This window comes from Streptomyces sp. NPDC030296 (assembly GCF_055572815.1).
Map to the genome: position 1 here is coordinate 15,580 of NZ_JBVICQ010000007.1, position 21,982 is coordinate 37,561.

Genomic DNA, 21,982 nt, shown 5'->3' on the forward strand with positions numbered 1-21,982 from the left:
GAGCAGGGAACTGCGAGCAGGAAAAGGTAAGCAGGAAAAGGTGAGCAGGAAACGGTGAGCGATGAAGGGCGAGCGATGAACAGCGACAGCACGGGAGCCGTCGACGGACTGGACGTGAGGCCCGCCTCGGGGTACATCGGCGCCGAGATCCACGGCGTGGACCTCTGCGGGCCCCTGGACGACCGCACGGTCGACGGCATCCGCTCGGCGCTGCTGCGCTGGAAGGTCGTGTTCTTCCGGGGGCAGCGGCTGGACCACGCCGGGCAGATCGCGTTCGCGCGGCGCTTCGGGGAGCCGATCCGGCTCCGCTCCCGCGGCTCGGTGTCGCCCGCGGAGTACCCCGAGATCGAGACGACCGCCGACCGCCAGGAGTTGGGCCGCAAGCACGGCATGGACCAGGCCGAATGGCTGGAGCGCCGCCGCCACTCCACCCTGCGCGGCTGGCACGGCGATCACACCGCCCGCGTCGACCCGCCCGCCCTCACCCTCCTGCGCGCCGAACAGGTGCCCCCGTACGGCGGCGACACCACCTGGGCCGATCTGGCCACCGCCTACGCGGGACTCTCCGAACCCGTACGCCGGTTCGCCGACGGGCTGCGTGCCGAGCACCGTCTCGGCGTCGGCTACCTCGCCCGCTCCGGCCCCGACCCGTATCTGCGCCACCTCCAGGACCATCAGGTGGCCTCGGTGCACCCCGTCGTCCGCGTGCACCCCGAGACCGGTGAACGCGTCCTCTTCGTCAACCCGTACTACGTCGAGAACATCGTCGACGTCAGCAGAGCGGAGAGCCGACTGCTCCTTGAGATGTTCGTCGAGCAGATCACGCGCCCCGAGTACACCGTCCGCTTCCGCTGGGAGCCGGGCTCCGTGGCCCTCTGGGACAACCGGGCCACCGTCCATCTGGCCCCCAACGACACCGCCCACCTGGACTTCCCGCGCATCATGCACCGGGTGATGGTGGCCGGGGAGCCGCCCGTCGGTGTGGACGGCACCGCGTCGAAGTCCCTCGTGGGCGCGCCGCTGCACGACCCCCACGGCGCGTAGCCACCCGCTCGGTGACCCAGCAAGGGCCGCGGGCGCACGAGGCGAGTCGAGCCGCGCCGCACCGTGCCGCGTGGCACCGAGTAGTCGTCCGGCCGATTTCGGGTAACCGGCACCGCATGGGTGAGCTGCTGGTCGGTACCTGTTCCTGGACGGACCGCGCGTTACTGGCCGGCGGCTGGTATCCGCGCGGCCGACGCGACGCCGAGTCCCGACTGCGGTACTACGCCGAGCAGTTCCCGGTCGTCGAGGTCGACTCCAGCTACTACGCGCTGCCCAGTCGGCGCAACGCCGTCCTCTGGGCCGAGCGGACGCCACCCGGATTCCGGTTCGACGTCAAGGCGTTCTCGCTCCTGACCGGCCATCCGACCCGGCCGACGGCGCTCCCCGAGGACCTGCGCGACCGGACGTCCCCGCTGCCGGGTCTGCTCGACCGGATCTGGGAGCGCTTCGCCCACGCCGTGGAGCCGCTGCGGATCGCGGACCGGCTGGGGGCCGTGCTGTTCCAGTTCCCGCCCTGGCTGGCGCCGGGGCCACGGGCGGAGAAGACGCTGACGGAGTGCGCGGAGCGTACGGCGGGCTGGCCGGTCTCCGTGGAGTTCCGGCACCCGGCGTGGTGGCGCCCCGGGCAGGCGGACGAGACCACGGCCCTGCTGTCCCGACTCGGCCTGGTCGCGGTGGGCGTCGACATGGCCCAGGGGCTCGGCACCTCACTGCCGCCCCTCGTGCCCGTCACCACGCCCGAGCTGGCCGTCGTACGGTTCCACGGCCGGAGCCCCGCCTGGGGCACCGGCAGCAAGGAGGACCGTTTCCGCCACGACTACACGGAGGCCGAACTCACCTCGTGGCTGCCGCGGTTGCGGGCCGCAGCCGAGCAGGTCGACGAGTTGCACGTCCTGTTCAACAACTGCTGCGCCGACGCGGCCGTCCGAGCGGCGGAGACGATGCGCCGCCTGCTGGCCGGGGAAGGGGAAGCGGACGGCCGAGGGGCGGCCAGGTCCTAGCCGACCTTGACGTTCTTCTCGACCGTGACCTGGTCGATGTCCGTCGTACGGACCGTCAGCTTCATCGTCCAGGTGCCCGGCAGGGGGATCTGGAGGGTGTCCGTGGCCCAGTAGCCGCCGCGGTCGGTCAGCTTGGCGTCGATCGGGCCCACCTTCTGCGCCTTCAGCGTGAACGTGAGGCGCAGTTCGGGGACGGTCGCGATGCCGTCGTCGGGGCCGAACACCACGGCCTGGATGGAGTTCTTGCCGACCTTGCCCGGACCGAGGTCGATCTGGACCTTGCCGTGCCCGTTCGGGGTGCCCATGTCGAACGGCACGACGGTCGAGGAGGCCGTGACCTCCCCCGGCGCCGCCGCGCTCCCGGTCCCCTGCGCGCTCTCCGCCGCCGCCCGGCCCGGCAGGGTGCCCGTCAGCACGGTGGTGATCACCAGCACCACCACCGCCACGGTGAACTCGGCGAGCACGCTGCGGCGCAGGGCGAGACGGTGGAGGTCGGCCGGCTCGGTGGGGGCGCTGGGGGCGTGGGTGCCGCCGACGCCCTCACCGGAGTCCGAGCCGGCGCCTGCGTCGGTGGCCTCGGCCGAGCCGGAGCCTGCGTCGGTGCCCTCGGCCGAGCCGGAGCCGGCGTCGGTGCCCTCGGCGGAGCCGGAATCGGCATCGGCATCTGCATCGGCAGCGGCAGCGACGGGGGAAGCCGCGGACGCCGCCTCCGCTGCCGCCCCGCCGTCCACGCGGGCCACCGCCCCCACCGGCTGAGGCACCCGAGCCTCCGCCACGACGGCCCCTCCGGTTCGAGCACTCTCGCCGATCTCGCCGTTCTCGTCGTTCTCGTAGTTCTCGTCGTTCTCGTCGTTCTCCCCGACCGCCACCGCGCCCCACCGCGCCGTCCACCGGCGGGAGAACGCGGCCGCGGCCAGCAGCAGGGCGACCGCCGCCAGCTTGGCGAGGAGGACCTGGCCGTACGCCGTGGTGGTGAAGGCGGACCAGGAGCCGAGGCCGCGCCAGGACTGGTAGACGCCGGTGACGACCAGGACGACCACCGAGGCGAAGGCCAGGCGGGAGAAACGGGTGACGACGGCGGTCGACAGCGTCTCCGGGGCCCGGTACAGCACCGTCAGCAGGGCGGTCAGGCCGCCCAGCCAGACGGCCATGGCGAGCAGATGGAGCACGGAGGAGGTCATCGCCACCGGCACCTGGATACCCGCGGAGGCGTGCTCGGCGGCGGCCCAGGTCCCGGCGAGCCCGACCGAGAGCAGCACCCCGGCACCGGTCGCGCCCCGGCCCCAGCTCTCCTGACCGCGAACCCGGACGAGGAGGAAGAGGACCACCGCGAGCAGCGTGAGCCGCGCCAGCAGCGCGAGGCCCGGACGCGTCCCGACCGTGCCGCCGAGGACGGACGGGTCGAGGACGGCGCCGACGCCGCTGCCCCGTTCGTACGGTCCGCGCAGGAGCAGCAGGACCACCGAGGACAGCGTCAGGGCCAGCCAGCCGGACAGGAGCAACTTGCGGAGCGTGTCGTTCGCCCGGCCGAGGACCGCGGTCACGAAGACGGTGACGCCGATGAGCAGGGCGAGGGCGCCGTACGCGAAGTAGCGGGTGATGTCGTAGAAGGAGGCGGTGAGGGGGTCCTCGGTGAGGTCGGCGGGGAGGGTCGCGGAGGTTGCGGAGGGTTCGCCGACGGAGAAGAGGAGGGCTCCGGAGATGGGGTGGCTGTCGGCGGAGATCACCCGCCAGGCGACGGTGTACGTACCGTCGGCCAGCCCCGCGGGCAGGGTGACGCGGGCCGTGTCGGACCGGTCGCCGGACCGCCCCGGCTTGCTCGTGTCGACCGCGCGGTTCTCGGGGTCGATGACGCGGATGGAGTCCTGGAGGAGGCTCACCGGTTCCGTGAAGGTGAGGGTGACGTCCTTCGGCGCGGAGTCGAGGACGCTGCCGTCGGCGGGATCGGTGCCCTTGAGCGCGGCGTGCGCCGACGCGGTCCCCGCCCCGCCGAGGAGGAACAGGACCAGCACGGTGCCGAGCAGCACCAGGCGCCGGACATACGGCCGGACATAGGGAAGGCCTCGCACGCCCCTCACGCCGGTTCCGCCCTGTCGGCTCTCGTCCCTGTCACTGCGTCGGCCCACGTCGCGCTCCGGATCCACTGTCGCCGGCTCGGATTCCTCCGAGTAGGTACGGGCGCCGGGAAGCGTGTGTTCACCACTCATCCCGGGCGTCCGCCCTCATTCCCTGCCCAGCTCCGCGATGAGCGCGGCCCGGTCGGGGTACCGCCGCGCCAACTCCCCCGCGTCGCCGTGCTCGTACCCCTGGAAGGTGAACCCCGGCGCCATCGTGCAGCCGAACAGCGTCCAGGCCCCCTCGCCGCCCAGCACACTCGCGCCCATCCAGGTCCCGGCGGGCACGACGTACTGCACGTGCTGCCCGCCGAGCACGTCCGGCCCGAGCACGACGGTGCCGGAGGAGCCGTCGGGGCGCAGGAGGAGCAGTCGGAGGGGGTCGCCGAGGTGGAAGTGCCAGATCTCGTCGGTCGGCAGCCGGTGCAGCGCCGAGTAGTCCCCCGGCTCGGTGGTGAGCAGGGCGACGATCGCGGTCCCCTCGGGCCGCCCGTCGCCCCGCTCGGGCCCCGCCCACGTCTGGCGGAAGCGCCCGCCCTCCCGGGGGATGGGCTCCAACGCGTAGTGCGCGATCAGGTCCTCAGGAGTCACCCGCCCACGCTACGTCCGAACGGGCCGTCCCGGCACCGTCTCGCGCCGCAGGAACGCCAGTTGCGCCCGCTTCTCCGGCAGGTACACGTCGGGCAGGTCGATCTCCGGCAGCACGACCACCGGTCCGCGTTCGAAGCCCTGCCGCAGGAACCGCGCGATCGCCTTCTCGTTCCGCACGTCCGGGTCGACGACGACCCGCCGCCGGTCGAGGCCGACCAGTACGAACGCCGTGAACGCCGCCAGCAACGAGGCCGACCAGCCGGGCCGCGCCCCGCCCCGCCCGGCGGGCGCCAGCAGGACGTGCACGCCGATGTCGCCGGGCTCGACGTCGTAGCACTCGCCGACCCGGTCGGCGTCCGGCTCGTACGTCTGGAGCAGTCCGACGGGCTCGCCGTCGTGCAGCGCGAGGAAGGCGTGGTGGGTGTCGAGGGTGTCGAGGTGGGCGTAGATCTCCCGGACCTGGTCCGCGGTGAGCCCGTTCATGCCCCAGAACGCGGCCCGGGGTTCGCTCACCCAGCCGTGGACGACACCGGCGTCGGCCTTCGGGTCCAGCGGCAGGACGCGGACGGCCCCGAAGCCGTCGATCACCTGCTCGTGGACGGCTACGCGACCGCCGTACGCGTCAACGCTCATCGTCGTTCCCCTCACTGTCCTTGCTGTCCGCTGTCCTGGCTGTCCTGGCTGTCTGGCTGTTCTTGTGGTGCTCGCCGTGGTCGGTGGGCGCGGTGTCCCTGGTGAGCCGCTCCCAGTCGGTCACGACCGGTACGAGCTCCCCCCGGAGCCAGAGGGGCAGCTGATCGCGGTGGTGGGCGGAGCCGGTCGTGCCGGACGCGCCGAACGGCACCACCCAGAGGCTGTCCTCACGCCGGGCCAGGTCCCACACGTAACGGGCGGCGGGACCGCGCGCGCTGAGGTCGGTGATCCCGGGGACGGCGGTGGTGCACAGCACGCAGTCGTGGTCACCCGCGAGCCCCGGCTCCACGTGCGCGGCGGACGGGTCCGCGGGGTCGAGCGCCCGCCACGGCGCGAGCCGGTGGCTGTCGCCCCACGGCCCGAACACGCCTCCGGCCACCTCCTCCAGCGCCTCCCGCACGAGCCCCGCCCGGTCGATCCCGTACAACTCCTCGGCCCGCAGCAGATGTTCGAGCGCGAACCCGATCCGGACGGTGAGCGAGAGCCAGGGCCGGAAGATCTCCGGGTACGTCGGCGGCTCGGCCAGCGCCGCGAAGGCGGGCTGGGCGGCGAGCCGTCGTACGACCGCGCCGCGCACCGCCGCGTACGCCGTGGCCTCGACGCTGTCGGCCGCCATCCGCCGGTCCCAGCCCAGCAGCCGCGCACGCAGGTCGGCGGCGGCCGGGGTGAGGCTCTCGGACCCGCCCGAACCGTCCGAGCCGTGGGGGCTGCCGGGGCCGTCGGGGAGGGCGGCCAAGTAGTCCAGCAGAGGCCCGGCGGAGGCGAGGTGCGTGTCCATGTGGATGGCCGGCATGTCCGGTGCCGACCAGACCGGCCGCTCGGCCAGCAACTCCCGGATGCGGTCGGCTCGGTGGGGCGGCGCGAACTCGACGCCGAGCGGGGCCGCCGGGCCCCGCTGGTTCGCCATGACGGCGACCCCGTCCTCGAACGTGCCGTAGGGCGTCTCGTGCCAGCCCTCCCAGCCATGGCCCGGCTCCCACGCGGGAACGATCCTCCAGCGGTTGTCCGCGCTCCGCACCGGCACGCGCCCCGCCACCCGGTGCAGCACGCCACCCCGGGTGTCCGCGGCCTGCACGACGTTCACCGGCTCGGCCCACAGATCCAGCGCCCGGTCCACATCGGCGACCTCACGCGCCCGGAGGAGGGGGAGCAGCGCGCTCATCCCGAGGTCCTCGGTGACCCGCGGCGGGTAGCGGAGGCTGATGGGACCGACGGAGGCGATGCCGGAAGCGGTGCTCGCGCCCGCGCCGGCCGCGGAGGCGGTACCCGCGCCGGTGTCGGCGTGGGTACCGGCGTGAGTGCCCGAGGCCGTGGCCGTGCCCGCGTCGCCGGCGGCCCCCGTCTCGCAGCCCCCGATGACGACCGGCCCCCGGGCGGTCTCAATGACCTCCACCTCGACGGGGGCCCCGCCGGCGACCTCGACGGTCTCCACGTGCCGGTGCGCGGCGCGCCAGCGCCCGTCCGGGTCGAGCGCCTCGACGCCCCCGGTCGCGGTGCGCCGCAGCCGCTCCCGATAGAGGTCCTGGTAGTCGGCCATGGCGTTGGTGATCGCCCAGGCCACGTGCCCGGTGTGGCCGAAGTGGGCGACGCCGGGCATGCCCGGGACGGCGAGCCCCACCACGTCGAACTCGGGGCAGGAGAGACGGATCTGCTGGTAGACCCCGGGTTCCTCGATGAACCGGTGCGGGTCACCGGCGATGACGGCCCGCCCCGTGGCCGTACGGGACCCGTCGACCAGCCAGCCGTTGCTCCCGGCGGTGCCGGGCCCGTCGGTGGCGAACAGGCCCACCGCGTCGGTGCCCAGGTGGCGGACGACCTCCTCGCGCCAGAGCTTCGCGGGGAACCCGGCGAACAGGATGTGCGTGGCCAGCCACACCCCGAGCGGGTGCCAGGCCTCCCAGCGCCCGGGGGCGAGCCCGGCCCGCTCGAACTCGGGTGCGCGCCGGGCCCCTTCGGCGAGTCCCTCGTTGACCCCGTCGGCGTACGCGCGGACCCAGTCGGCGGTGCCGGGGTCCTGTTTCTCCAGCCGGGCGAAGCAGCGTCTCGCGGTGTCGTCGAGTCTCGCCCGTCTCGCGAAGAGGTCCCAGCCGAGCGCGTCCGCACCGAGGAAGGCCGCCGAGGTGCCCTGGGACCGGTGGCGTTCGACCTCCAGCTGCCAGGCCCGGTCGTGTGCGGTGACCCGGCCCTGGGCACGGGCGAGCGCACGGGCGTCGGCGGCGCGGAGGTGAGGGATGCCCCGGGCGTCCCGGTAGGTCTCGGTGCTCATGTCTGTCCCTGACGTGCAACTGTGGTTTAGGTTAGCCTCACCTAAGCATTGATGAGGGAAGCGTACGTGAAGGGTGCAGGCGTCATGGGGCAGGGTCACGGCTGGGAGGGCGCGGTCCTCAAACTGCTGCGCGCGAAGGACTTCGTCTTCACCGTCACGGGCGCCGAACACGTCACCGCCGACTACCGGCGGATCCATCTCACCGACGGCGGCATGCTCGCGACGACCGGCGTCCACCCCACGATGTGGGTAAGGCTCTGGTTCGCGCCCACCGGGGAGACGGGGCCCGCCGCCCGCCCGCACCAGCGGGCGTACACCCTGGTCGACCCGGACCCGGCCGCCGGGACCTTCAGCCTGGAGTTCGCCCTCCATGAAGGTCGCGCCAGCGACTGGGCGCGCTCCGCGAAGCCGGGCGACACGATCGAGGCGACCGTCCACGGCACCGGCTTCACCGACCCCGACCCGGCCCCCTCCCACATCCTCGCCATCGGCGACCCGGCCTCGCTCCCGGCCATCAACTCCCTGCTGGGCGCCCTGCCCTCGACCCCCACCACGATCTGGTTCGAGACCCCGGCCGAGAACGGGTCCGACGGCGTGGGCGGCCTCCCGCTCCACCGCGACCCCGACCACCACGACCTCCGCCCGGTCCCCCGCCGGGGCGCCGGCGCGCACCTCGTCACGCGGGTGCGGTCGGACGCCCCCGCGCTGCTTGAGGGCACCCCCGACCCGTACGTCTGGATCGCCTGCGACACCGCCACGACCCGCTCCCTCACCACGTACTTCCGCAAGGAACTCGGCCTGCCGAAGCAGCGGATACAGGCGCTGGGGTACTGGCGGCCGTAGACGGACGCCGGGCTGCGGCGTGTGGGCGCCCTGGGGGTGGCCGGCTGCGGTGGGCCGGCGCCCGGGGGGCCGGGCTGCGGTGGGCCGGTGTCCGCGCCATCATCAGGGGCATGGACGTCACCCTTCACCTCGCCCAGGATCCCGAGGCCGACGCACTCCTCGGGCGCAGTCCGCTCGCCGCGCTGGTCGGCATGCTGCTGGACCAGCAGGTGCCGATGGAGTGGGCGTTCAAGGGCCCCTCGACCATCGCCGGGCGGCTCGGCGCGGACGACCTCGACGCGCACGAGATCGCCGCGATGTCCCCGGAGTCGTTCGCCGAGATCCTCTCCACCAAGCCGGCGGTCCACCGCTACCCCGGTTCCATGGCCAAGCGGATCCAGCAGCTGTGCCAGTACCTCGTGGAGCACTACGACGGTGACGCGAGCGGGGTCTGGAAGGACGCGGGGACGGGCCGGGAGCTCCTGGCCCGGCTGGAGGCCCTGCCCGGCTTCGGCCGCCAGAAGGCACAGATCTTCCTCGCACTCCTCGGCAAGCAGCTCGGTGTCCAACCGGAGGGGTGGCGTCAGGCGGCGGGAGCGTACGGCGAACCGGACTCCTTCCGTTCCGTGGCCGACATCAAGGGACCCGAGTCACTGGCCAAGGTCCGGGCGCACAAACAGGAGATGAAGGCGGCGGCCAAGGCGAAGAAGCAGAGCGCCGGGTAGCGGGGCCGCGGGGGGGAGGGGAGCCACGCCGGGTGAGTGGAACCACGTCGGATGAGGGGGCGCCGACGGGAGGGGGAGCCATACGCCGCGTGAGAGAGCCGCGCCGGTGCGAGGGCAGGCCTCCGTCGCCCTCGCGTACGGGGCCCTTCGGCGCGAGGGTGCCGTCGACACGCCGTACGGGTGGGGTGGCCTGGGTTGTGTGGTGGGAGCGGAGCGGTCCGGGTCGGTCGCGCAGTACCCCGCGCCCCTGAGGAGGGGCTTCGTCCCCTTCCGCGGGGGCCGGTTCCCGTACGCCGAATAGGGGGTTCTTCGGGCGGCTCGATGCGAGAAGGGCGCCCGGCGGGCAGACAGTCACCGTGAGCACGACCCCGCACGCCCCCGTCGCCGCACGGCTGTGGCTGCGTGTGCTCGTGCTGGCCCTCGCCCTGGTCCTCCCGGCCGCCCAAGGCACCGCCCACGCGAGTGGCGTGCCGCCCCTGGCCGGCGAGACGGCCCTCGTCGAATACGACCTCGTGGAGACCGCGCCCCGGCCGCCGTCCCGGCACCACCAGCGTCCCGCCACCGCGACACGCCCGGCGGCCCCCACCGCCGGTTCACCGGCCCCGGCCACGGCGGAGCGCCCCCCGCTCGCGTCGGCCCCGCCCCGGCCCCCGTCCGCCCCGCACGTCCCGCGCTCCGTGGTCCTGCGCTGCTGAGCGAGCCGTTCCCGCAGCTCACCCCCGCGAGAAACCGCGGCGGGAAACCGGCACAGAACCCAGCACAGGACAGGACCACAGCCATGCCCAGCGACCCGTACACCGTCCTGCGCGCCCTCCTCCGCGCGGAGGCCGTGCGCAGCGCACCCAAGGCACGCCCCGAGCAGCACCCGGAACGCGGCCGGGACCCCAAGAGCGGAGAACGACACCGCCCGAAGGCCCCCGAAACCGACTGAACCGGGCCCCGCCCGAGTGCCCTGGAACCACGGGTTCCAGGGCACTCGGACCGCGGGGACAGCGGGGATCACACACCATCGGCCTCCGGTTAATGCGCCGTTTGACCGATTCACGGAACCTTTTCCCGGGTCGCACTCCGTCGCCATGGCTGCGCCCGGAACGTCTCGACCGGTAGGCTTTCCGTGTGATCTTCAAGCGCATCGGAAACGGCCGGCCGTACCCCGACCACGGCCGGGAAAGCACCCGGCAGTGGGCGGACGTCGCGCCGCGCCCGGTCCGCCTCGATCAGCTCGTGACGACCAAGGGGCAGCTGGACCTGGAGACCCTCCTCGCCGAGGACTCCACGTTCTACGGCGACCTCTTCGCGCACGTGGTGAAGTGGCAGGGCGACCTTTATCTGGAGGACGGCCTCCACCGCGCCGTACGCGCGGCCCTCCAGCAGCGCCAGGTCCTGCACGCCCGCGTCCTCGAACTGGACTGACCGGACACCCACGTTCCGGTGGGCCGAGCCGCCGGTTGGCCCTTTCGGGTTGGACTGGCGCACGGTCAATGATCATCTAGTAGGCATCGCCGCCCAACGGCACTACGCTGCGCCCATGAGCATGCTGACTCCTCCCGGCATGGGCGGCCAGTACCGGATCACGGGGGACAAGTACCCGCGGCTGCGCCGACCGAAGAGGCGCCGCAGGCTCGTGCTCGCGGTCGTCGCGTCCACGACCGCGCTGGGCCTCATCGGCTGGGGAACCCTGCAGCTCATCGACGTCTTCACCGGCGGTGACGACCAGGCCGCCGCGGCCGGCCCCAAGGCGGACTGCTCGGCCCGGGTGAGCCCCTCCCCGACGGCGGGCAGGACGGGCCGGAAGCCGACCGGCACCCCGGAGTCGTACCCGGCGCCCGGGAAGATCACCGTCAACGTCCTCAACGCGACCCCCCGCTCCGGCCTCGCCAAGGACACCGCCGAGGAACTGAAGAAACGCGGCTTCCGCATCGGGAACGTGGGCAACGCGACCGAGGAGTACGACAAGAAGGTCAAGGGCACCGCCCTGCTCCTCGGCGCGAAGGCGGCCGAGGACACGGCGCTGCCCGTCCTCAACACCCAGCTCGCCGGCGCCCGGTTGAAGACCGACGGCCGCAAGAAGGCCACCGAGGTCGACCTCGTCATCGGCGCCGGGTTCAAGGCCCTCAGCAAGAAGAAGGACGCCGACGCGGCCCTGGCCGAACTGACCAGGCCCAAGCCGACGCCCACTCCGACGAAGACCTGCTGAGCCCCGCTAGAGACGGGGTGGTCCTTACTCGGCCGCCCCGTACAGCCGGTCGCCCGCGTCACCCAGGCCCGGCACGATGTAGCCGTGCTCGTTCAGGTGCAGGTCGACCGCGGCCGTCACGACCGTCACCGGGGTGCCCGCCAGCTCGCGCTCCATGACCTCCACGCCCTCGGGCGCGGCGAGGAGCACCACGGCGGTCACGTCGTCGGCGCCCCGGGCGATCAGCTCGCGGATCGCGGCGACCAGGGTGCCGCCGGTGGCGAGCATCGGGTCGAGGACGTACACCTGACGCCCCGAGAGGTCCTCGGGCATCCGCGTGGCGTACGTGGAGGCCTCCAGCGTCTCCTCGTTGCGGATCATGCCCAGGAAGCCCACCTCGGCGGTCGGCAGCAGCCGGACCATGCCGTCGAGCATGCCGAGGCCGGCGCGCAGGATCGGCACCACCAGGGGGCGCGGGTGCGAGAGCTTGACGCCCGTGGTCCGGGCGACCGGCGTCTCGATGTCGACCTGCTCCGTGCGCACGTCACGGGTGGCCTCGTAGGCGAGCAGGGTGACCAGCTCGTCGGCGAGACGGCGGAAGGTCGGGGAGTCGGTGCGCTGGTCGCGCAGCGCGGTGAGCTTGTGGGCGACCAGGGGGTGGTCGACGACGTGGAGACGCATGACCACAACAGTAACGGGGGCGACAACGGCGGGCTCCCCGTCCCCGGCCGCGGAACCGTTCAGTCGCCGCGCAGCAACCCCGACCCACGCGGTTCACCCTTCCGATGGCATCAAACCCGCCGCCGGAGGGAAAGTGGGAGGGACATGGCGGGTGGTGAGCCGATGCCGGACGGTGGTGAGCCCATGGCGGGAGTGGACGAAGAGTCCCTGCGTCCGCGGAGGACGGGCGGGACCTGGTCGCGGGGGACGAACCGGGAAGGACAGCGAGGAGCGGAGGGGGATCCGCGGCGCGCGACGGACGGGGAACGCCCGCGGGGCACGGACCTGCGGGAACCGGCGGAGGCCGGCACCGACGCGGGCGCCGCCGACCCCGATGAGCAGGGCGATGCGGCGCGGAGGCGGCGCCGGGCCCAGTTCCTGCGGGAGCTGACGGAGGCACGGGAACTGCGCGACCGGGTGCAGCCGCGCCGGGCGAAGGCGGCCCGGCTCCGGCACGCGATGCGTATGCGCACCTTCCGCTGGTAGCCCGGCCGGCGGCCTCGCGAACACCCCCGTTCGCCCCGGCCCGTCCCCCCTCTCGGGCTCCTCGCGAGGTGCTCACGGGGCATGCTCGGGGCGCTCACGGGGTGGCCGTGCATATGCGGCGGGGAAGTCCGCGTACGATCCGCAGGTGGCGGCAACAGGTGCGCAGGTGAACGCCTTGCCCGGTCGGCGATCAAAACTGCCGGACACAGGGAGCCGAAGACGTCCCCTGGGCGCTCTGTTTCTGCCACGATTCCGAGTGGGTGGGGCTCGGAGGACAGCACTCCCCGCCCACCGACCTCCGCCGGGGGGACCCCCAACCGGCACGCCTATGACCAGTGGGAGAGTCACGGTGTACTTCGCCGCACTGCTCGCGCGCACCGAAGACGGGTGGGAAGCGAGCGACACAGAGCTCGACGATGTGGAGACCCTGTCGGATCTGGCCGACCTGGCCCGTGAAGCCTCGCCCGACGACGACACGGTGCTGGTGCTCATCGAGCAGGAGGACGCCTGGTTCGGCGTCGTCCGCATCGATGGCGAGGACGACCCTCGTATCTATGTCTCGGACGCCGCCGCCGCTGCCCGCAGCAGCTACGGCGAGATCCTGCTCACCGACGAACTGCTCGGAAAGGAGCCGGGAGACGACGGTCCCGACCTGGACTCCCTCGACCTCGACGGTACGGAGGACGGTGAGCCCGACGACGATGACGACGACACGGCCGCCGAGGCCGTGCCGCACAGCCCCGTCGGCGACGCCGAGATCCTCGACGACCTCGGCGTGAGCGAGAAGGAACTGCGCGCCCTCGACGCCGACGACGCCCTCAACTCCATCGCCGAGGCCCTGGGCGCCTCGGAGGTCCTGGAGACGGTCCGCTAGATCGCCACCGGGCCCGCCGACACGACGGCCCGGCGGCGGGTCTCGGGCGGCGGGTTCGGAGGTCGGGTCTCGGGCGTCGGGTCTCGGGCGTCGCGCGGCAGACGTCGGGCGACGTGCCCCGGACGCCGGACGTCAGGCCGCTGACGGCGGGCCTCGGACGTCGGGCCTCGGGGTGACACCCGGACGGCTCGCCGGCGGCCGATCCGCTAGGTTCCCCGGGTGACCGAAGCAACCGACGCAGAGGCACCGGGCCCCGATCCGGTACGCGACCGTTGGCAGCCCGCGATGCGGCTCGCCCTGGACGAGGCCGGGCGGGCCGCCGCGGGCGGCGACGTCCCGGTCGGCGCCGTCGTCCTGTCCCCGGACGGCACGACCGTCCTGGCCACCGGGTACAACGAACGCGAGGCGACCGGCGACCCGACGGCCCACGCCGAGGTACTGGCCGTCCGCCGGGCCGCCGCCGCACTCGGCGAGTGGCGGCTGACCGGCTGCACCCTGGTCGTCACCCTCGAACCCTGCACGATGTGCGCCGGCGCGATCGTGCAGTCCCGGGTCGACCGGGTCGTCTACGGCGCCCGCGACGAGAAGGCCGGCGCGGCCGGTTCCCTCTGGGACGTCGTCCGCGACCGCCGCCTCAACCACCGCCCCGAGGTCGTCGAGGGCGTCCTCGCCGACGACTGCGCCCGGCTCCTCACGGACTTCTTCCGCCTCCGCTGAACCGCCCGCGGCAGCGCACCCGGCCCTCCCCTCATATCGATTTCAAAGCACGCCCCACCTTGCTGTAAGGTCTCCCTCGGTAGCGTGTCCGAGCGGCCGAAGGAGCTCGCCTCGAAAGCGAGTGTGGCGCAAGTCACCGAGGGTTCAAATCCCTCCGCTACCGCTGGTAGACGAAGGGCCCGGTCCGATGGACCGGGCCCTTCGCGCTGCTCCGTCTCAGCAGGCGCGTCACCGTTCCGTCACAAGGGTCGCCGCACGGAACCCCGCCGCTCTCCCGCCCTATCTGCACTCACGTACGACGACCACGCGTACCGCGGGGCGAGAACCGACCACCGAAACCCGCGGACGAGGCGACTCAGGGGGACGACAGCATGCGGCACAGCAACGGCATTCGCAGGGCGGCTCTGGCGACGACGACGGCGGTCACGGCCGTCGCGGCGGCGGTGACCGGCATCCTGCCCGGCACCGCCATGGCGGCGAGCACCACCACCTCCGCCCAGCCGCCCGCCTGCCGGGCCTCCGCCCTCCAGGTCAGCGCCCGGCAGGCCGCCCACCGGCCCGTCGGGACCGGGACCGGGGCGGCGATCGTGAAGTTCACCAACGTCTCCGGGAGGACGTGCGTCCTGAAGGGCCATCCGACGGTCGCGGGCGCCGGCAACGGCTCCCCCGCCCACAACACCCCGCTCAAGGTCACCCGCAAGGGCAAGGCGGCCAGCGTGAAGGTCCGGCCGCACGGCAAGGCGTGGGTGAAGCTGACCTTCGTCCAGGTCCAGGGGGAGGCCGACGGCTACTGCCTGTCGGGCAAGGACCCGGTGACGTATCCGACGATGGTCATCGGGCTGCCGCGCTCCGGGAAGCACCAGGTCGCGCTGAACGACGGGCTGTGGGCCGAGTGCGACAACAAGGTGACCGTCACCCCGGTCTCGGCGGTCAAGCCTTCCTGACCCCACCGTCGGGTCCGAAGGGCCTCACCGTCAGGTGGGGTCCTTCCCGCGTTCCGGGGATCTCCTGCGAACGCTTGATCGGGTTACACTCGCCGCCGGACAGGGACATATGAGGCGGGGGAGGCCGCTGTGGCGGTGCAGGGGAAGAAGATCGCGCTGTACGTGCTCGTGGTCTTCGTGCTGTACGTGATCATCACGGACCCGGCCAAGGCCGCGGACTACGTCCAGATAGGGTTCGAGGGCGTCTCGACCGCCGCCCAGTCCATCGGCGACTTCTTCACCTGGATCGCCGACGGAGCCGAGTGACCGGCAGCACCCCGCGTCGTACGACCTTCCCGGAGCACCCATGATCCGCCATCTGGTCCTGTTCAAGCTCAACGAGGGCGTCGAGCGCGACGATCCGCGGGTCGTCGAGGGCGAGAAGGCCTTCCGGGCCCTCGACGGCACCATCACCGAGCTGCGCCACTGGGAGCTGGGCTGGAACATCAGCGACCGGCCCATCGCGTACGACTTCGCGATCAACTCGGCGTTCGACGACGCGGACTCCCTGCGCCGGTACGTCGAGCACCCCGACCACCAGGCCGGCGTCGCCCTGTGGCGGGAGTTCGCCACGTGGGTGATCGCGGACTACGAGTACTGACACGCCGGGCTTCCCGCCGCGCTTCCCGCCCATACGCCCGTACGGCCCGCCCCGCACCACTCAAAAGGTGCGGGGCTTCGTCGTGCCCCGTTTCCCGGTTCCCCCGATTGCCCGGCACGGTCTCCACTCTCCCTCAACACGGCGATATGCGGTGCTTGATCAAGGCACACATGTCTTGTGATGCTATGACCGCTTTTGACGGTTGAGTTGATGAGTTGATCGATGAAGAGGTGGCGTTGACCGTGTCGGCCAGTACTGCGCCACCCCAGGAAGAAACCCAAGGGCCCGTTCAGGAGAAACGTCGCGGCGCCGACACCCGCGCCCTCACCCAGGTCCTCTTCGGCCAGCTCAAGCACCTGGAACCGGGCACCCCGGAGCACAACCGCGTACGCGGGGCGCTCATCGAGGCGAACCTCCCGCTCGTGCGGTACGCGGCCGCCCGTTTCCGCTCCCGCAACGAGCCCATGGAGGACGTCGTCCAGGTCGGCACCATCGGCCTGATCAACGCCATCGACCGCTTCGACCCCGACCGCGGCGTGCAGTTCCCCACCTTCGCGATGCCGACCGTCGTCGGCGAGATCAAGCGCTACTTCCGCGACAACGTCCGCACGGTCCACGTCCCCCGCCGGCTGCACGAGCTCTGGGTCCAGGTGAACGGCGCCACCGAGGACCTCACGACCGCCTTCGGCCGCACCCCCACGACCGCCGAGATCGCCGAGCGGCTCCGGATCACCGAGGACGAGGTCCTGTCCTGCATCGAGGCCGGCCGCTCCTACCACGCGACCTCACTGGAGGCCGCCCAGGAGGGCGACGGGATGCCGGGGCTCCTCGACCGGCTCGGCTACGAGGACCCCGAGCTCGACGGCGTCGAACACCGCGACCTCGTACGGCACCTCCTCGTCCAGCTCCCCGAGCGCGAGCAGCGCATCCTGCTGCTCCGCTACTACAGCAATCTGACGCAGTCGCAGATCAGCGCGGAGCTGGGCGTCTCCCAGATGCACGTCTCCCGACTGCTGGCCCGGAGCTTCGCGCGACTGCGGTCGGCGAACCGCATCGAGTCCTAGGCGACATCGAGGCCTGGGCAACATCGAGTCCCGGACCGCGGCGAGGCCCGGGACGTGGCGAGGCCCGGGACGTGGCGATGACCGGGCCTTGGCGCGGGCCGAAGCGGGCCCTTCCGGACACCGCGCGACCGGGGGCACCGGCGTGACCGTCGGTAACCGGCAACCTCCGTTCCACCCCGGAGGGACCGTGGGGCACGCGGGGCGCACAAAGGCAGGCGGGGCGCACAGAATGGGCCACGAGCACACGTGCCCAGGCCATCTGGCCTAACCGAATGCGCTGTCGAGGCATCACCGCGGAGAGCGAATCACTCACCGCAACTCTTTCCGGTGGATATGGGCCGAAACACCGTCAGACCGCCTGTTTACTGGGTTAATTACCCCTCTCCATGTCGACATGTCACTACATCGCGTTGCCGACGTGTGACATTCTTCCCCCAGCGCGTTTGCCGTGGCCTCGCCGCCGGTATTCAGGTGGAGGCTGCGTTCCCTACGACGGAGCGTCCGCCGCGACCGTCCGCGACCCAAAGGGGGTGGCATGTCCGCAGACCAGGGCAGCTCGAAGGTGCTCACGCTCGCCAAGAGCGAGACCGCGCCCGACGCTATCCAGGCCCCTCAGGACCTTCAGGAGCTCGAGGACCTTCCCGGCACCGAGGCTCCGCCGGCGCCTGAGTTCCCGGCCTTGCCGGCCTCGGCGAACATCGACACCCGCACCCTGTCCCGCTCCCTGTTCCTGCGGCTCGCCGCCCTCGACGAGAACAGCCCCGAGCGCGCCTACGTCCGGGACACCCTCATCGAGCTCAATCTCCCGCTGGTGCGCTACGCGGCCGCTCGTTTCCGGTCGCGCAACGAGCCGATGGAGGACATCGTCCAGGTCGGCACCATCGGCCTGATCAAGGCGATCGACCGCTTCGACTGCGAACGGGGCGTGGAGTTCCCGACGTTCGCGATGCCGACGGTCGTGGGCGAGATCAAGCGGTTCTTCCGCGACACCTCGTGGTCGGTCCGGGTCCCGCGCCGCCTCCAGGAACTGCGCCTGGCCCTCACCAAGGCCAGCGACGAGTTGTCGCAGAAGCTCGACCGCTCCCCGACGGTCACCGAACTCGCCGCCGTCCTGGGCGTGTCGGAGGAGGACGTCGTCGACGGCCTCGCCGTCGGCAACGCGTACACGGCGTCGTCGCTCGACTCACCCGCCCCCGAGGACGACGGCGGCGAGGGCTCGCTGGCGGACCGCCTCGGCTACGAGGACACCGCGCTCGAAGGGGTCGAGTACCGCGAGTCCCTCAAGCCGCTGCTCGCCAAACTCCCGCCCCGTGAGCGCCGGATCATCATGCTCCGCTTCTTCGCGAACATGACCCAGTCGCAGATCGGCGAAGAGGTCGGCATCTCCCAGATGCACGTCTCCCGCCTCCTCACCCGCACCCTGGCCCAACTGCGCGAGGGTCTCATCTCCGACTGAGCCCCCAAGAGGGGGCAGGGAGCGCCCAGACAGAGAGACGACCGCCGGGATGTCCATGAGTTCGGGACATCCCGGCGGTCGTCGTGTGCGCGGACGGATATGCGGGGGGAGTAGCTGGGTGGGTGCGTGCGGGTGGTGGGTGGTTGCGACCGGCCGCAAACCGCCCCGCAGCCGCAAGATCACAGGAACCCGGCAGACGCGTAGGCGCCCGCCGCCCCACCGGACGGCTAGCCCAGCGCCAGCCACACCACCGCCGCAACGACCGCCACCGCCGCGACGATCCCGACGATCAGACCGACGCGGGGCCCGGAGGAGGCCACCTCCGCACGGCCACCCCGCGGGGTCTCGTCAACGAACGCGCGGAACATCTGCGTGCTCCCGGCGGGGTCGTAGTTGCCCTGGGGGCCCTGGTTGTCAGCCATGGCCCGAGACCTTAGCGAATCCGCGAGGGGGCACCCAAGTGGGGGAGGGTGGAGCGGCCCCGTCCACGGCACCCTCCTTTACCAAGACTTGGGCCGCACACCCACACATTCGTTTGCCTGCAGCAACCATCCAGTTTTATGGTTGCCCTAAGCAACAAACACGGGAGGGGCTCCCATGGCCGAGCGAGCGCAGTACGAGGAGCTGGCCCGCCAGCTCAGCGCCATCGGGGTCGTGAAGCGGGAGATCGCACGGATGCTGCCGTACGACTGCCCCGGCGGATCGGCGGGAGTCCTCACGCTGCTCGACCGGAACGGCGAGATGCGGATGAGCAGGCTCGCCGAGCTGCTCTCGGTGGACATGTCGGTGACCAGCCGCCATGTCGCGCACGTCGCCGAGCGGGGCTGGATCGAACGGCTCCCCGACCCGGCGGACAGACGCTCGCGCATCCTGCGCCTGACCCCCGAGGGCCGCGCACTGGTCACCGAACTCCACCGGCGCACCAGCCGGCTGATGGCCCATCGGCTGAGCGACTGGTCCGACGACGAGGTCGGCGAGCTGGTCCGGCTCCTCGGCCGGCTGCGCCACAGCTTCGACGCGGCCGCCGTCTCCCGCCCGGCCCCCTGAACGACACCCACCACAACCCGTACACCCGCGAAGACCACGTAAGAGAAGGAAGCCCATGGCAACGACCACACCAGCCGGTGTGCGGGCTCACGCCAAGCACGGCCACGGCCCCGCCAAGGCGGCCTCGCACGGCGACGGCGCTCCGATGACGCACCGGCAGATCATGGAAGCGCTGACCGGACTGCTGCTCGGCATGTTCGTGGCGATCCTGTCGTCGACGATCGTCTCGAACGCCCTGCCCGACATCATCAAGGACCTGGGCGGCGGCCAGAGCGCGTACACCTGGGTGGTGACCGCGTCGCTGCTGGCGATGACCGCGTCCACCCCGCTGTGGGGCAAGCTCGCCGACCTGTTCTCCAAGAAGCTGCTGATCCAGCTGGCGCTCGTCGTCTTCGTGCTCGGCTCGGCCGCGGCCGGACTGTCCCAGAACGCCGGGATGCTGATCGGGTTCCGCGCGGTGCAGGGCGTCGGCATGGGCGGCCTGTCGTCGCTGGCGCAGATCATCCTCGCCGCGATGATCTCCCCTCGGGAGCGCGGCCGGTACAACGGCTACCTCGGCGCCACCTTCGCGACCGCCATGGTCGGCGGCCCGCTGGTCGGCGGTGTCATCACCGACACCGACTGGCTCGGCTGGCGCTGGTGCTTCTACGTCGGCGTGCCCTTCGCGGTGATCGCCCTGATCGTGCTCCAGCGGACCCTTCACCTGCCCGTCGTCCGGCGCAAGGTCAAGGTCGACTGGGCGGGCGCCTTCCTGATCACCGCCGCGGTCTGCCTGCTGCTGATCTGGGTGACCTTCGCCGGTGACAAGTACGACTGGGTGTCCTCGCAGACGTACGCGATGGTCGGCGGCACGGTGGCCCTGCTCGCGCTGTTCGTCCTCGTCGAGGCGAAGGCGAGCGAGCCGATCATCCCGCTGCGGCTGTTCCGCAACCGGACGATCACCCTGGCCTCGCTGGCCTCGCTCTTCGTCGGTGTCGCGATGTTCGCGGGCACCATCTTCTTCAGCCAGTACTTCCAGCTGGCCCGCGACAAGTCGCCGACCATGTCCGGCGTCCTGACCATCCCGATGATCGCCGGTCTGTTCGTCTCGTCGACCGTCTCCGGCCAGGTCATCACCCGCACCGGCCGCTGGAAGGCCTGGCTGCTCGCCGGCGGTGTTCTGGTGACCGCGGGTCTCGGTCTGCTGGGCACGCTCCGGTACGACACCCCGTACTGGCACGTGGCGGTCTTCATGGCGCTGCTCGGCCTCGGCGTCGGCATGATGATGCAGAACCTGGTGCTGTGCACGCAGAACCAGGTGGCCCCGGGCGACCTGGGCGCCGCCAGCTCCGTCGTCACCTTCTTCCGCTCCCTCGGCGGCGCGATCGGCGTCTCCGCGCTGGGCGCGGTCCTCAGCCACCGGATCACCCACTACGCGGAGGAGGGCCTCGCCAAGCTCGGGGTGTCCGGGTCCTCCATGGGCCACGGCGAGATCCCCGACCTGGACGCGCTGCCCGCGCCCATCCGCACGGTCATCGAGAGCTCCTACGGCCACGGCATCGGCGACGTCTTCCTGTACGCCGCCCCCTTCGCCGTCCTGGCGCTCGTCTTCTCCGTGTTCATCAAGGAGGTGCCGCTGCGGACCCACGGGGCGCTCGCCCAGGCGGCGGCAGAGAAGGGGACGGCCGGTACGGCAGCGTCGCCGTCCCCGGCCGCGGCCGGGGCTGGAGCTGGGGCTGGGGCTGGGGCTGGGACCCCTTCCGCCGCGGCTCCCTCCACCGCTGCGGCTGCCGCCACGGCTGATGTGGCTTCGGCGGCCGCCTCGGCAGCCGCCACGGACTCCGTACCGGCGTCGGTGGGCGGCGGGGTGCCCGTGCGCGGGCAGGTGCGCGGGTCCGAGGAGGCGCCCGTGCCGGGGGCCGCGGTCACGCTGATCTCGCTCGGGGGCCGGCAGCTCGGCCGTTCGGTCGTGGGGGCCGACGGGGTCTACGCGGTGGACGCGCCCGCCGCCGGGTCGTATGTGCTGATCGCCGCCGCCGACGGGTTCCAGCCGCAGGCGTCCACGGTCGTCGTGAACGGCGAGCCGATCTCGTACGACATCCTGCTGAGCGGCACGAGCGGGCTGGACGGTGTGGTGCGGGCCGCAGGCGACGCGCTGCCCGTCAAGGACGCGATGGTCGTGGTGACCGATGTGCGCGGGGACGTGCTGGCCACCGGAACAACCGGTGAGCAGGGCGAGTTCGGCTTCGGGGAGCTGGTGCCCGGTCCCGTCACCGTGGCGGTGAACGCCGCCGGGTTCCGTCCGCGCGCCCTGCCCGTCGAGGTGGGCGGCACCGGTGTCACCCGCGTCGAGATCGAGCTGGAGGCCGGGGCCCGGCTCCAGGGGGTCGTCCGGGCGCCGGGCGGGCCGCTTGCCGACGCCCGCGTGACGCTGGTCGACGCGGCGGGCAACGTCGTGGCCACCGCCACCACCGGCCCGGACGGGGCGTACGCCTTCGCCGACCTGGACGGCGGCGACTACACGGTCATCGCCACCGGGTACCCGCCCGTGGCCACGGCCCTGACGGTCTCCGGCACCGGAGTCGACAGCCACGACATCGAACTCGCCCACCCCGGCGAGTAG

At 72.3% G+C, this 21,982-nt stretch carries 24 protein-coding genes and 1 tRNA gene; 19 read left to right on the forward strand and 6 right to left on the reverse strand.

Annotated elements, in window-relative coordinates; all coding sequences use genetic code 11:
* The first annotated feature begins 75 nt into the window (after positions 1 to 75).
* Complete coding sequence (locus ACZ4Z3_RS20715) at positions 76 to 1,044, forward strand: TauD/TfdA dioxygenase family protein (RefSeq protein WP_468502380.1); 969 nt, start codon at positions 76 to 78, stop codon at positions 1,042 to 1,044.
* Positions 1,045 to 1,160: 116 nt separating this feature from the next.
* Complete coding sequence (locus tag ACZ4Z3_RS20720) at positions 1,161 to 2,045, forward strand: DUF72 domain-containing protein (RefSeq protein WP_468502381.1); 885 nt, start codon at positions 1,161 to 1,163, stop codon at positions 2,043 to 2,045.
* On the opposite strand, the gene ACZ4Z3_RS20725 is transcribed toward ACZ4Z3_RS20720, so the two are convergent.
* The 4 genes from ACZ4Z3_RS20725 to ACZ4Z3_RS20740 form a co-directional block, all read right to left on the reverse strand.
* Positions 2,042 to 4,123: a copper resistance CopC/CopD family protein gene (locus ACZ4Z3_RS20725; RefSeq protein WP_468502382.1), complete on the reverse strand. Its 2,082-nt coding sequence runs from the start codon at positions 4,121 to 4,123 to the stop codon at positions 2,042 to 2,044. The two genes, ACZ4Z3_RS20720 and ACZ4Z3_RS20725, sit on opposite strands and share 4 nt — an antisense overlap.
* Before the next feature lie 144 nt (positions 4,124 to 4,267).
* Complete coding sequence (locus tag ACZ4Z3_RS20730) at positions 4,268 to 4,750, reverse strand: cupin domain-containing protein (protein ID WP_468502383.1); 483 nt, start codon at positions 4,748 to 4,750, stop codon at positions 4,268 to 4,270.
* 9 nt (positions 4,751 to 4,759) lie between these two features.
* A complete protein-coding gene (locus ACZ4Z3_RS20735; protein WP_468502384.1) occupies positions 4,760 to 5,383 on the reverse strand; it encodes a GNAT family N-acetyltransferase in 624 nt (207 codons plus the stop codon).
* Entirely contained in the window at positions 5,373 to 7,709 is a 2,337-nt protein-coding gene (locus ACZ4Z3_RS20740) for a penicillin acylase family protein (protein ID WP_468502385.1), read from the reverse strand. The genes ACZ4Z3_RS20735 and ACZ4Z3_RS20740 overlap by 11 nt, the downstream gene beginning before the upstream one ends.
* A gap of 84 nt (positions 7,710 to 7,793) precedes the next feature.
* Between ACZ4Z3_RS20740 and ACZ4Z3_RS20745 the strand changes: the two genes are divergently transcribed.
* From ACZ4Z3_RS20745 to ACZ4Z3_RS20770, 6 genes are all read left to right on the forward strand, one after another.
* A complete protein-coding gene (locus tag ACZ4Z3_RS20745; RefSeq protein WP_468502386.1) occupies positions 7,794 to 8,552 on the forward strand; it encodes a siderophore-interacting protein in 759 nt (252 codons plus the stop codon).
* 110 nt (positions 8,553 to 8,662) lie between these two features.
* Positions 8,663 to 9,256: an HhH-GPD-type base excision DNA repair protein gene (locus ACZ4Z3_RS20750; RefSeq protein ID WP_468502387.1), complete on the forward strand. Its 594-nt coding sequence runs from the start codon at positions 8,663 to 8,665 to the stop codon at positions 9,254 to 9,256.
* Positions 9,257 to 9,612: 356 nt separating this feature from the next.
* Positions 9,613 to 9,951: a hypothetical protein gene (locus tag ACZ4Z3_RS20755; RefSeq protein ID WP_468502388.1), complete on the forward strand. Its 339-nt coding sequence runs from the start codon at positions 9,613 to 9,615 to the stop codon at positions 9,949 to 9,951.
* Between the two features lie 83 nt (positions 9,952 to 10,034).
* Positions 10,035 to 10,187 (forward strand): hypothetical protein, encoded by a 153-nt coding sequence (locus tag ACZ4Z3_RS20760; RefSeq protein ID WP_468502389.1) that lies wholly within the window; start codon positions 10,035 to 10,037, stop codon positions 10,185 to 10,187.
* Positions 10,188 to 10,372: 185 nt separating this feature from the next.
* Positions 10,373 to 10,669: a type II toxin-antitoxin system VapB family antitoxin gene (locus tag ACZ4Z3_RS20765; protein ID WP_003999914.1), complete on the forward strand. Its 297-nt coding sequence runs from the start codon at positions 10,373 to 10,375 to the stop codon at positions 10,667 to 10,669.
* A 139-nt stretch (positions 10,670 to 10,808) separates the two neighbouring features.
* Entirely contained in the window at positions 10,809 to 11,453 is a 645-nt protein-coding gene (locus ACZ4Z3_RS20770) for a LytR C-terminal domain-containing protein (RefSeq protein ID WP_468502731.1), read from the forward strand.
* A 24-nt stretch (positions 11,454 to 11,477) separates the two neighbouring features.
* Here ACZ4Z3_RS20770 and upp read toward each other — a convergent pair whose 3' ends face one another.
* The gene (gene upp / locus ACZ4Z3_RS20775; RefSeq protein WP_468502390.1) at positions 11,478 to 12,113 is read right to left on the reverse strand and encodes a uracil phosphoribosyltransferase; all 636 of its coding nucleotides are present in this window, start codon (positions 12,111 to 12,113) and stop codon (positions 11,478 to 11,480) included.
* 183 nt (positions 12,114 to 12,296) lie between these two features.
* Here upp and ACZ4Z3_RS20780 point away from each other — a divergent pair, with 183 nt between their 5' ends.
* The 9 genes from ACZ4Z3_RS20780 (at position 12,297) to ACZ4Z3_RS20820 (ending at position 18,333) form a co-directional block, all read left to right on the forward strand.
* A complete protein-coding gene (locus ACZ4Z3_RS20780) occupies positions 12,297 to 12,638 on the forward strand; it encodes a hypothetical protein (RefSeq protein WP_468502391.1) in 342 nt (113 codons plus the stop codon).
* Between the two features lie 349 nt (positions 12,639 to 12,987).
* Positions 12,988 to 13,512, forward strand: a complete 525-nt coding sequence (locus tag ACZ4Z3_RS20785) for a tRNA adenosine deaminase-associated protein (protein WP_468502732.1) — start codon at positions 12,988 to 12,990, stop codon at positions 13,510 to 13,512.
* Positions 13,513 to 13,797: 285 nt separating this feature from the next.
* A complete protein-coding gene (gene tadA, locus ACZ4Z3_RS20790) occupies positions 13,798 to 14,229 on the forward strand; it encodes a tRNA adenosine(34) deaminase TadA (protein ID WP_468502733.1) in 432 nt (143 codons plus the stop codon).
* Positions 14,230 to 14,307: 78 nt separating this feature from the next.
* A tRNA-Ser gene (locus ACZ4Z3_RS20795) sits at positions 14,308 to 14,392 on the forward strand.
* A gap of 208 nt (positions 14,393 to 14,600) precedes the next feature.
* Positions 14,601 to 15,173, forward strand: a complete 573-nt coding sequence (locus ACZ4Z3_RS20800) for a DUF4232 domain-containing protein (protein WP_468502392.1) — start codon at positions 14,601 to 14,603, stop codon at positions 15,171 to 15,173.
* 129 nt (positions 15,174 to 15,302) lie between these two features.
* Positions 15,303 to 15,479, forward strand: coding sequence for a hypothetical protein (locus tag ACZ4Z3_RS20805; protein ID WP_099966503.1), 177 nt, complete (start codon positions 15,303 to 15,305; stop codon positions 15,477 to 15,479).
* A 40-nt stretch (positions 15,480 to 15,519) separates the two neighbouring features.
* Positions 15,520 to 15,813 carry a Dabb family protein gene (locus ACZ4Z3_RS20810; protein ID WP_468502393.1) on the forward strand — a complete coding sequence of 98 codons (294 nt, stop codon included), beginning with the start codon at positions 15,520 to 15,522 and terminating at the stop codon, positions 15,811 to 15,813.
* 230 nt (positions 15,814 to 16,043) lie between these two features.
* Positions 16,044 to 16,877: an RNA polymerase sigma factor SigF gene (locus ACZ4Z3_RS20815; protein WP_468502734.1), complete on the forward strand. Its 834-nt coding sequence runs from the start codon at positions 16,044 to 16,046 to the stop codon at positions 16,875 to 16,877.
* Between the two features lie 535 nt (positions 16,878 to 17,412).
* Positions 17,413 to 18,333: an RNA polymerase sigma factor SigF gene (locus tag ACZ4Z3_RS20820; RefSeq protein WP_055713414.1), complete on the forward strand. Its 921-nt coding sequence runs from the start codon at positions 17,413 to 17,415 to the stop codon at positions 18,331 to 18,333.
* Positions 18,334 to 18,560: 227 nt separating this feature from the next.
* On the opposite strand, the gene ACZ4Z3_RS20825 is transcribed toward ACZ4Z3_RS20820, so the two are convergent.
* Positions 18,561 to 18,755, reverse strand: a complete 195-nt coding sequence (locus ACZ4Z3_RS20825) for a hypothetical protein (protein ID WP_055713413.1) — start codon at positions 18,753 to 18,755, stop codon at positions 18,561 to 18,563.
* Between the two features lie 175 nt (positions 18,756 to 18,930).
* Here ACZ4Z3_RS20825 and ACZ4Z3_RS20830 point away from each other — a divergent pair, with 175 nt between their 5' ends.
* Together ACZ4Z3_RS20830 and ACZ4Z3_RS20835 are read left to right on the forward strand one after the other, a co-directional pair.
* Positions 18,931 to 19,380, forward strand: a complete 450-nt coding sequence (locus tag ACZ4Z3_RS20830; RefSeq protein WP_468502394.1) for a MarR family winged helix-turn-helix transcriptional regulator — start codon at positions 18,931 to 18,933, stop codon at positions 19,378 to 19,380.
* 145 nt (positions 19,381 to 19,525) lie between these two features.
* Positions 19,526 to 21,982 (forward strand): MFS transporter, encoded by a 2,457-nt coding sequence (locus ACZ4Z3_RS20835; protein ID WP_468502735.1) that lies wholly within the window; start codon positions 19,526 to 19,528, stop codon positions 21,980 to 21,982.

Coding starts and splice junctions, on each gene's coding strand:
- tadA (WP_468502733.1), top strand. CDS start 13,798: ATGCGGCTCGCCCTGGACGAGGCCGGGCGGGCCGCCGCGGGCGGCGAC.
- ACZ4Z3_RS20720 (WP_468502381.1), top strand. CDS start 1,161: ATGGGTGAGCTGCTGGTCGGTACCTGTTCCTGGACGGACCGCGCGTTA.
- ACZ4Z3_RS20750 (WP_468502387.1), top strand. CDS start 8,663: ATGGACGTCACCCTTCACCTCGCCCAGGATCCCGAGGCCGACGCACTC.
- ACZ4Z3_RS20825 (WP_055713413.1), bottom strand. CDS start 18,755: ATGGCTGACAACCAGGGCCCCCAGGGCAACTACGACCCCGCCGGGAGC.
- ACZ4Z3_RS20740 (WP_468502385.1), bottom strand. CDS start 7,709: ATGAGCACCGAGACCTACCGGGACGCCCGGGGCATCCCTCACCTCCGC.
- ACZ4Z3_RS20800 (WP_468502392.1), top strand. CDS start 14,601: ATGCGGCACAGCAACGGCATTCGCAGGGCGGCTCTGGCGACGACGACG.
- ACZ4Z3_RS20770 (WP_468502731.1), top strand. CDS start 10,809: ATGGGCGGCCAGTACCGGATCACGGGGGACAAGTACCCGCGGCTGCGC.
- ACZ4Z3_RS20810 (WP_468502393.1), top strand. CDS start 15,520: ATGATCCGCCATCTGGTCCTGTTCAAGCTCAACGAGGGCGTCGAGCGC.
- ACZ4Z3_RS20830 (WP_468502394.1), top strand. CDS start 18,931: ATGGCCGAGCGAGCGCAGTACGAGGAGCTGGCCCGCCAGCTCAGCGCC.
- ACZ4Z3_RS20820 (WP_055713414.1), top strand. CDS start 17,413: ATGTCCGCAGACCAGGGCAGCTCGAAGGTGCTCACGCTCGCCAAGAGC.
- ACZ4Z3_RS20735 (WP_468502384.1), bottom strand. CDS start 5,383: ATGAGCGTTGACGCGTACGGCGGTCGCGTAGCCGTCCACGAGCAGGTG.
- ACZ4Z3_RS20760 (WP_468502389.1), top strand. CDS start 10,035: ATGCCCAGCGACCCGTACACCGTCCTGCGCGCCCTCCTCCGCGCGGAG.
- ACZ4Z3_RS20715 (WP_468502380.1), top strand. CDS start 76: ATGAACAGCGACAGCACGGGAGCCGTCGACGGACTGGACGTGAGGCCC.
- upp (WP_468502390.1), bottom strand. CDS start 12,113: ATGCGTCTCCACGTCGTCGACCACCCCCTGGTCGCCCACAAGCTCACC.
- ACZ4Z3_RS20780 (WP_468502391.1), top strand. CDS start 12,297: ATGGCGGGAGTGGACGAAGAGTCCCTGCGTCCGCGGAGGACGGGCGGG.
- ACZ4Z3_RS20745 (WP_468502386.1), top strand. CDS start 7,794: ATGGGGCAGGGTCACGGCTGGGAGGGCGCGGTCCTCAAACTGCTGCGC.
- ACZ4Z3_RS20835 (WP_468502735.1), top strand. CDS start 19,526: ATGACGCACCGGCAGATCATGGAAGCGCTGACCGGACTGCTGCTCGGC.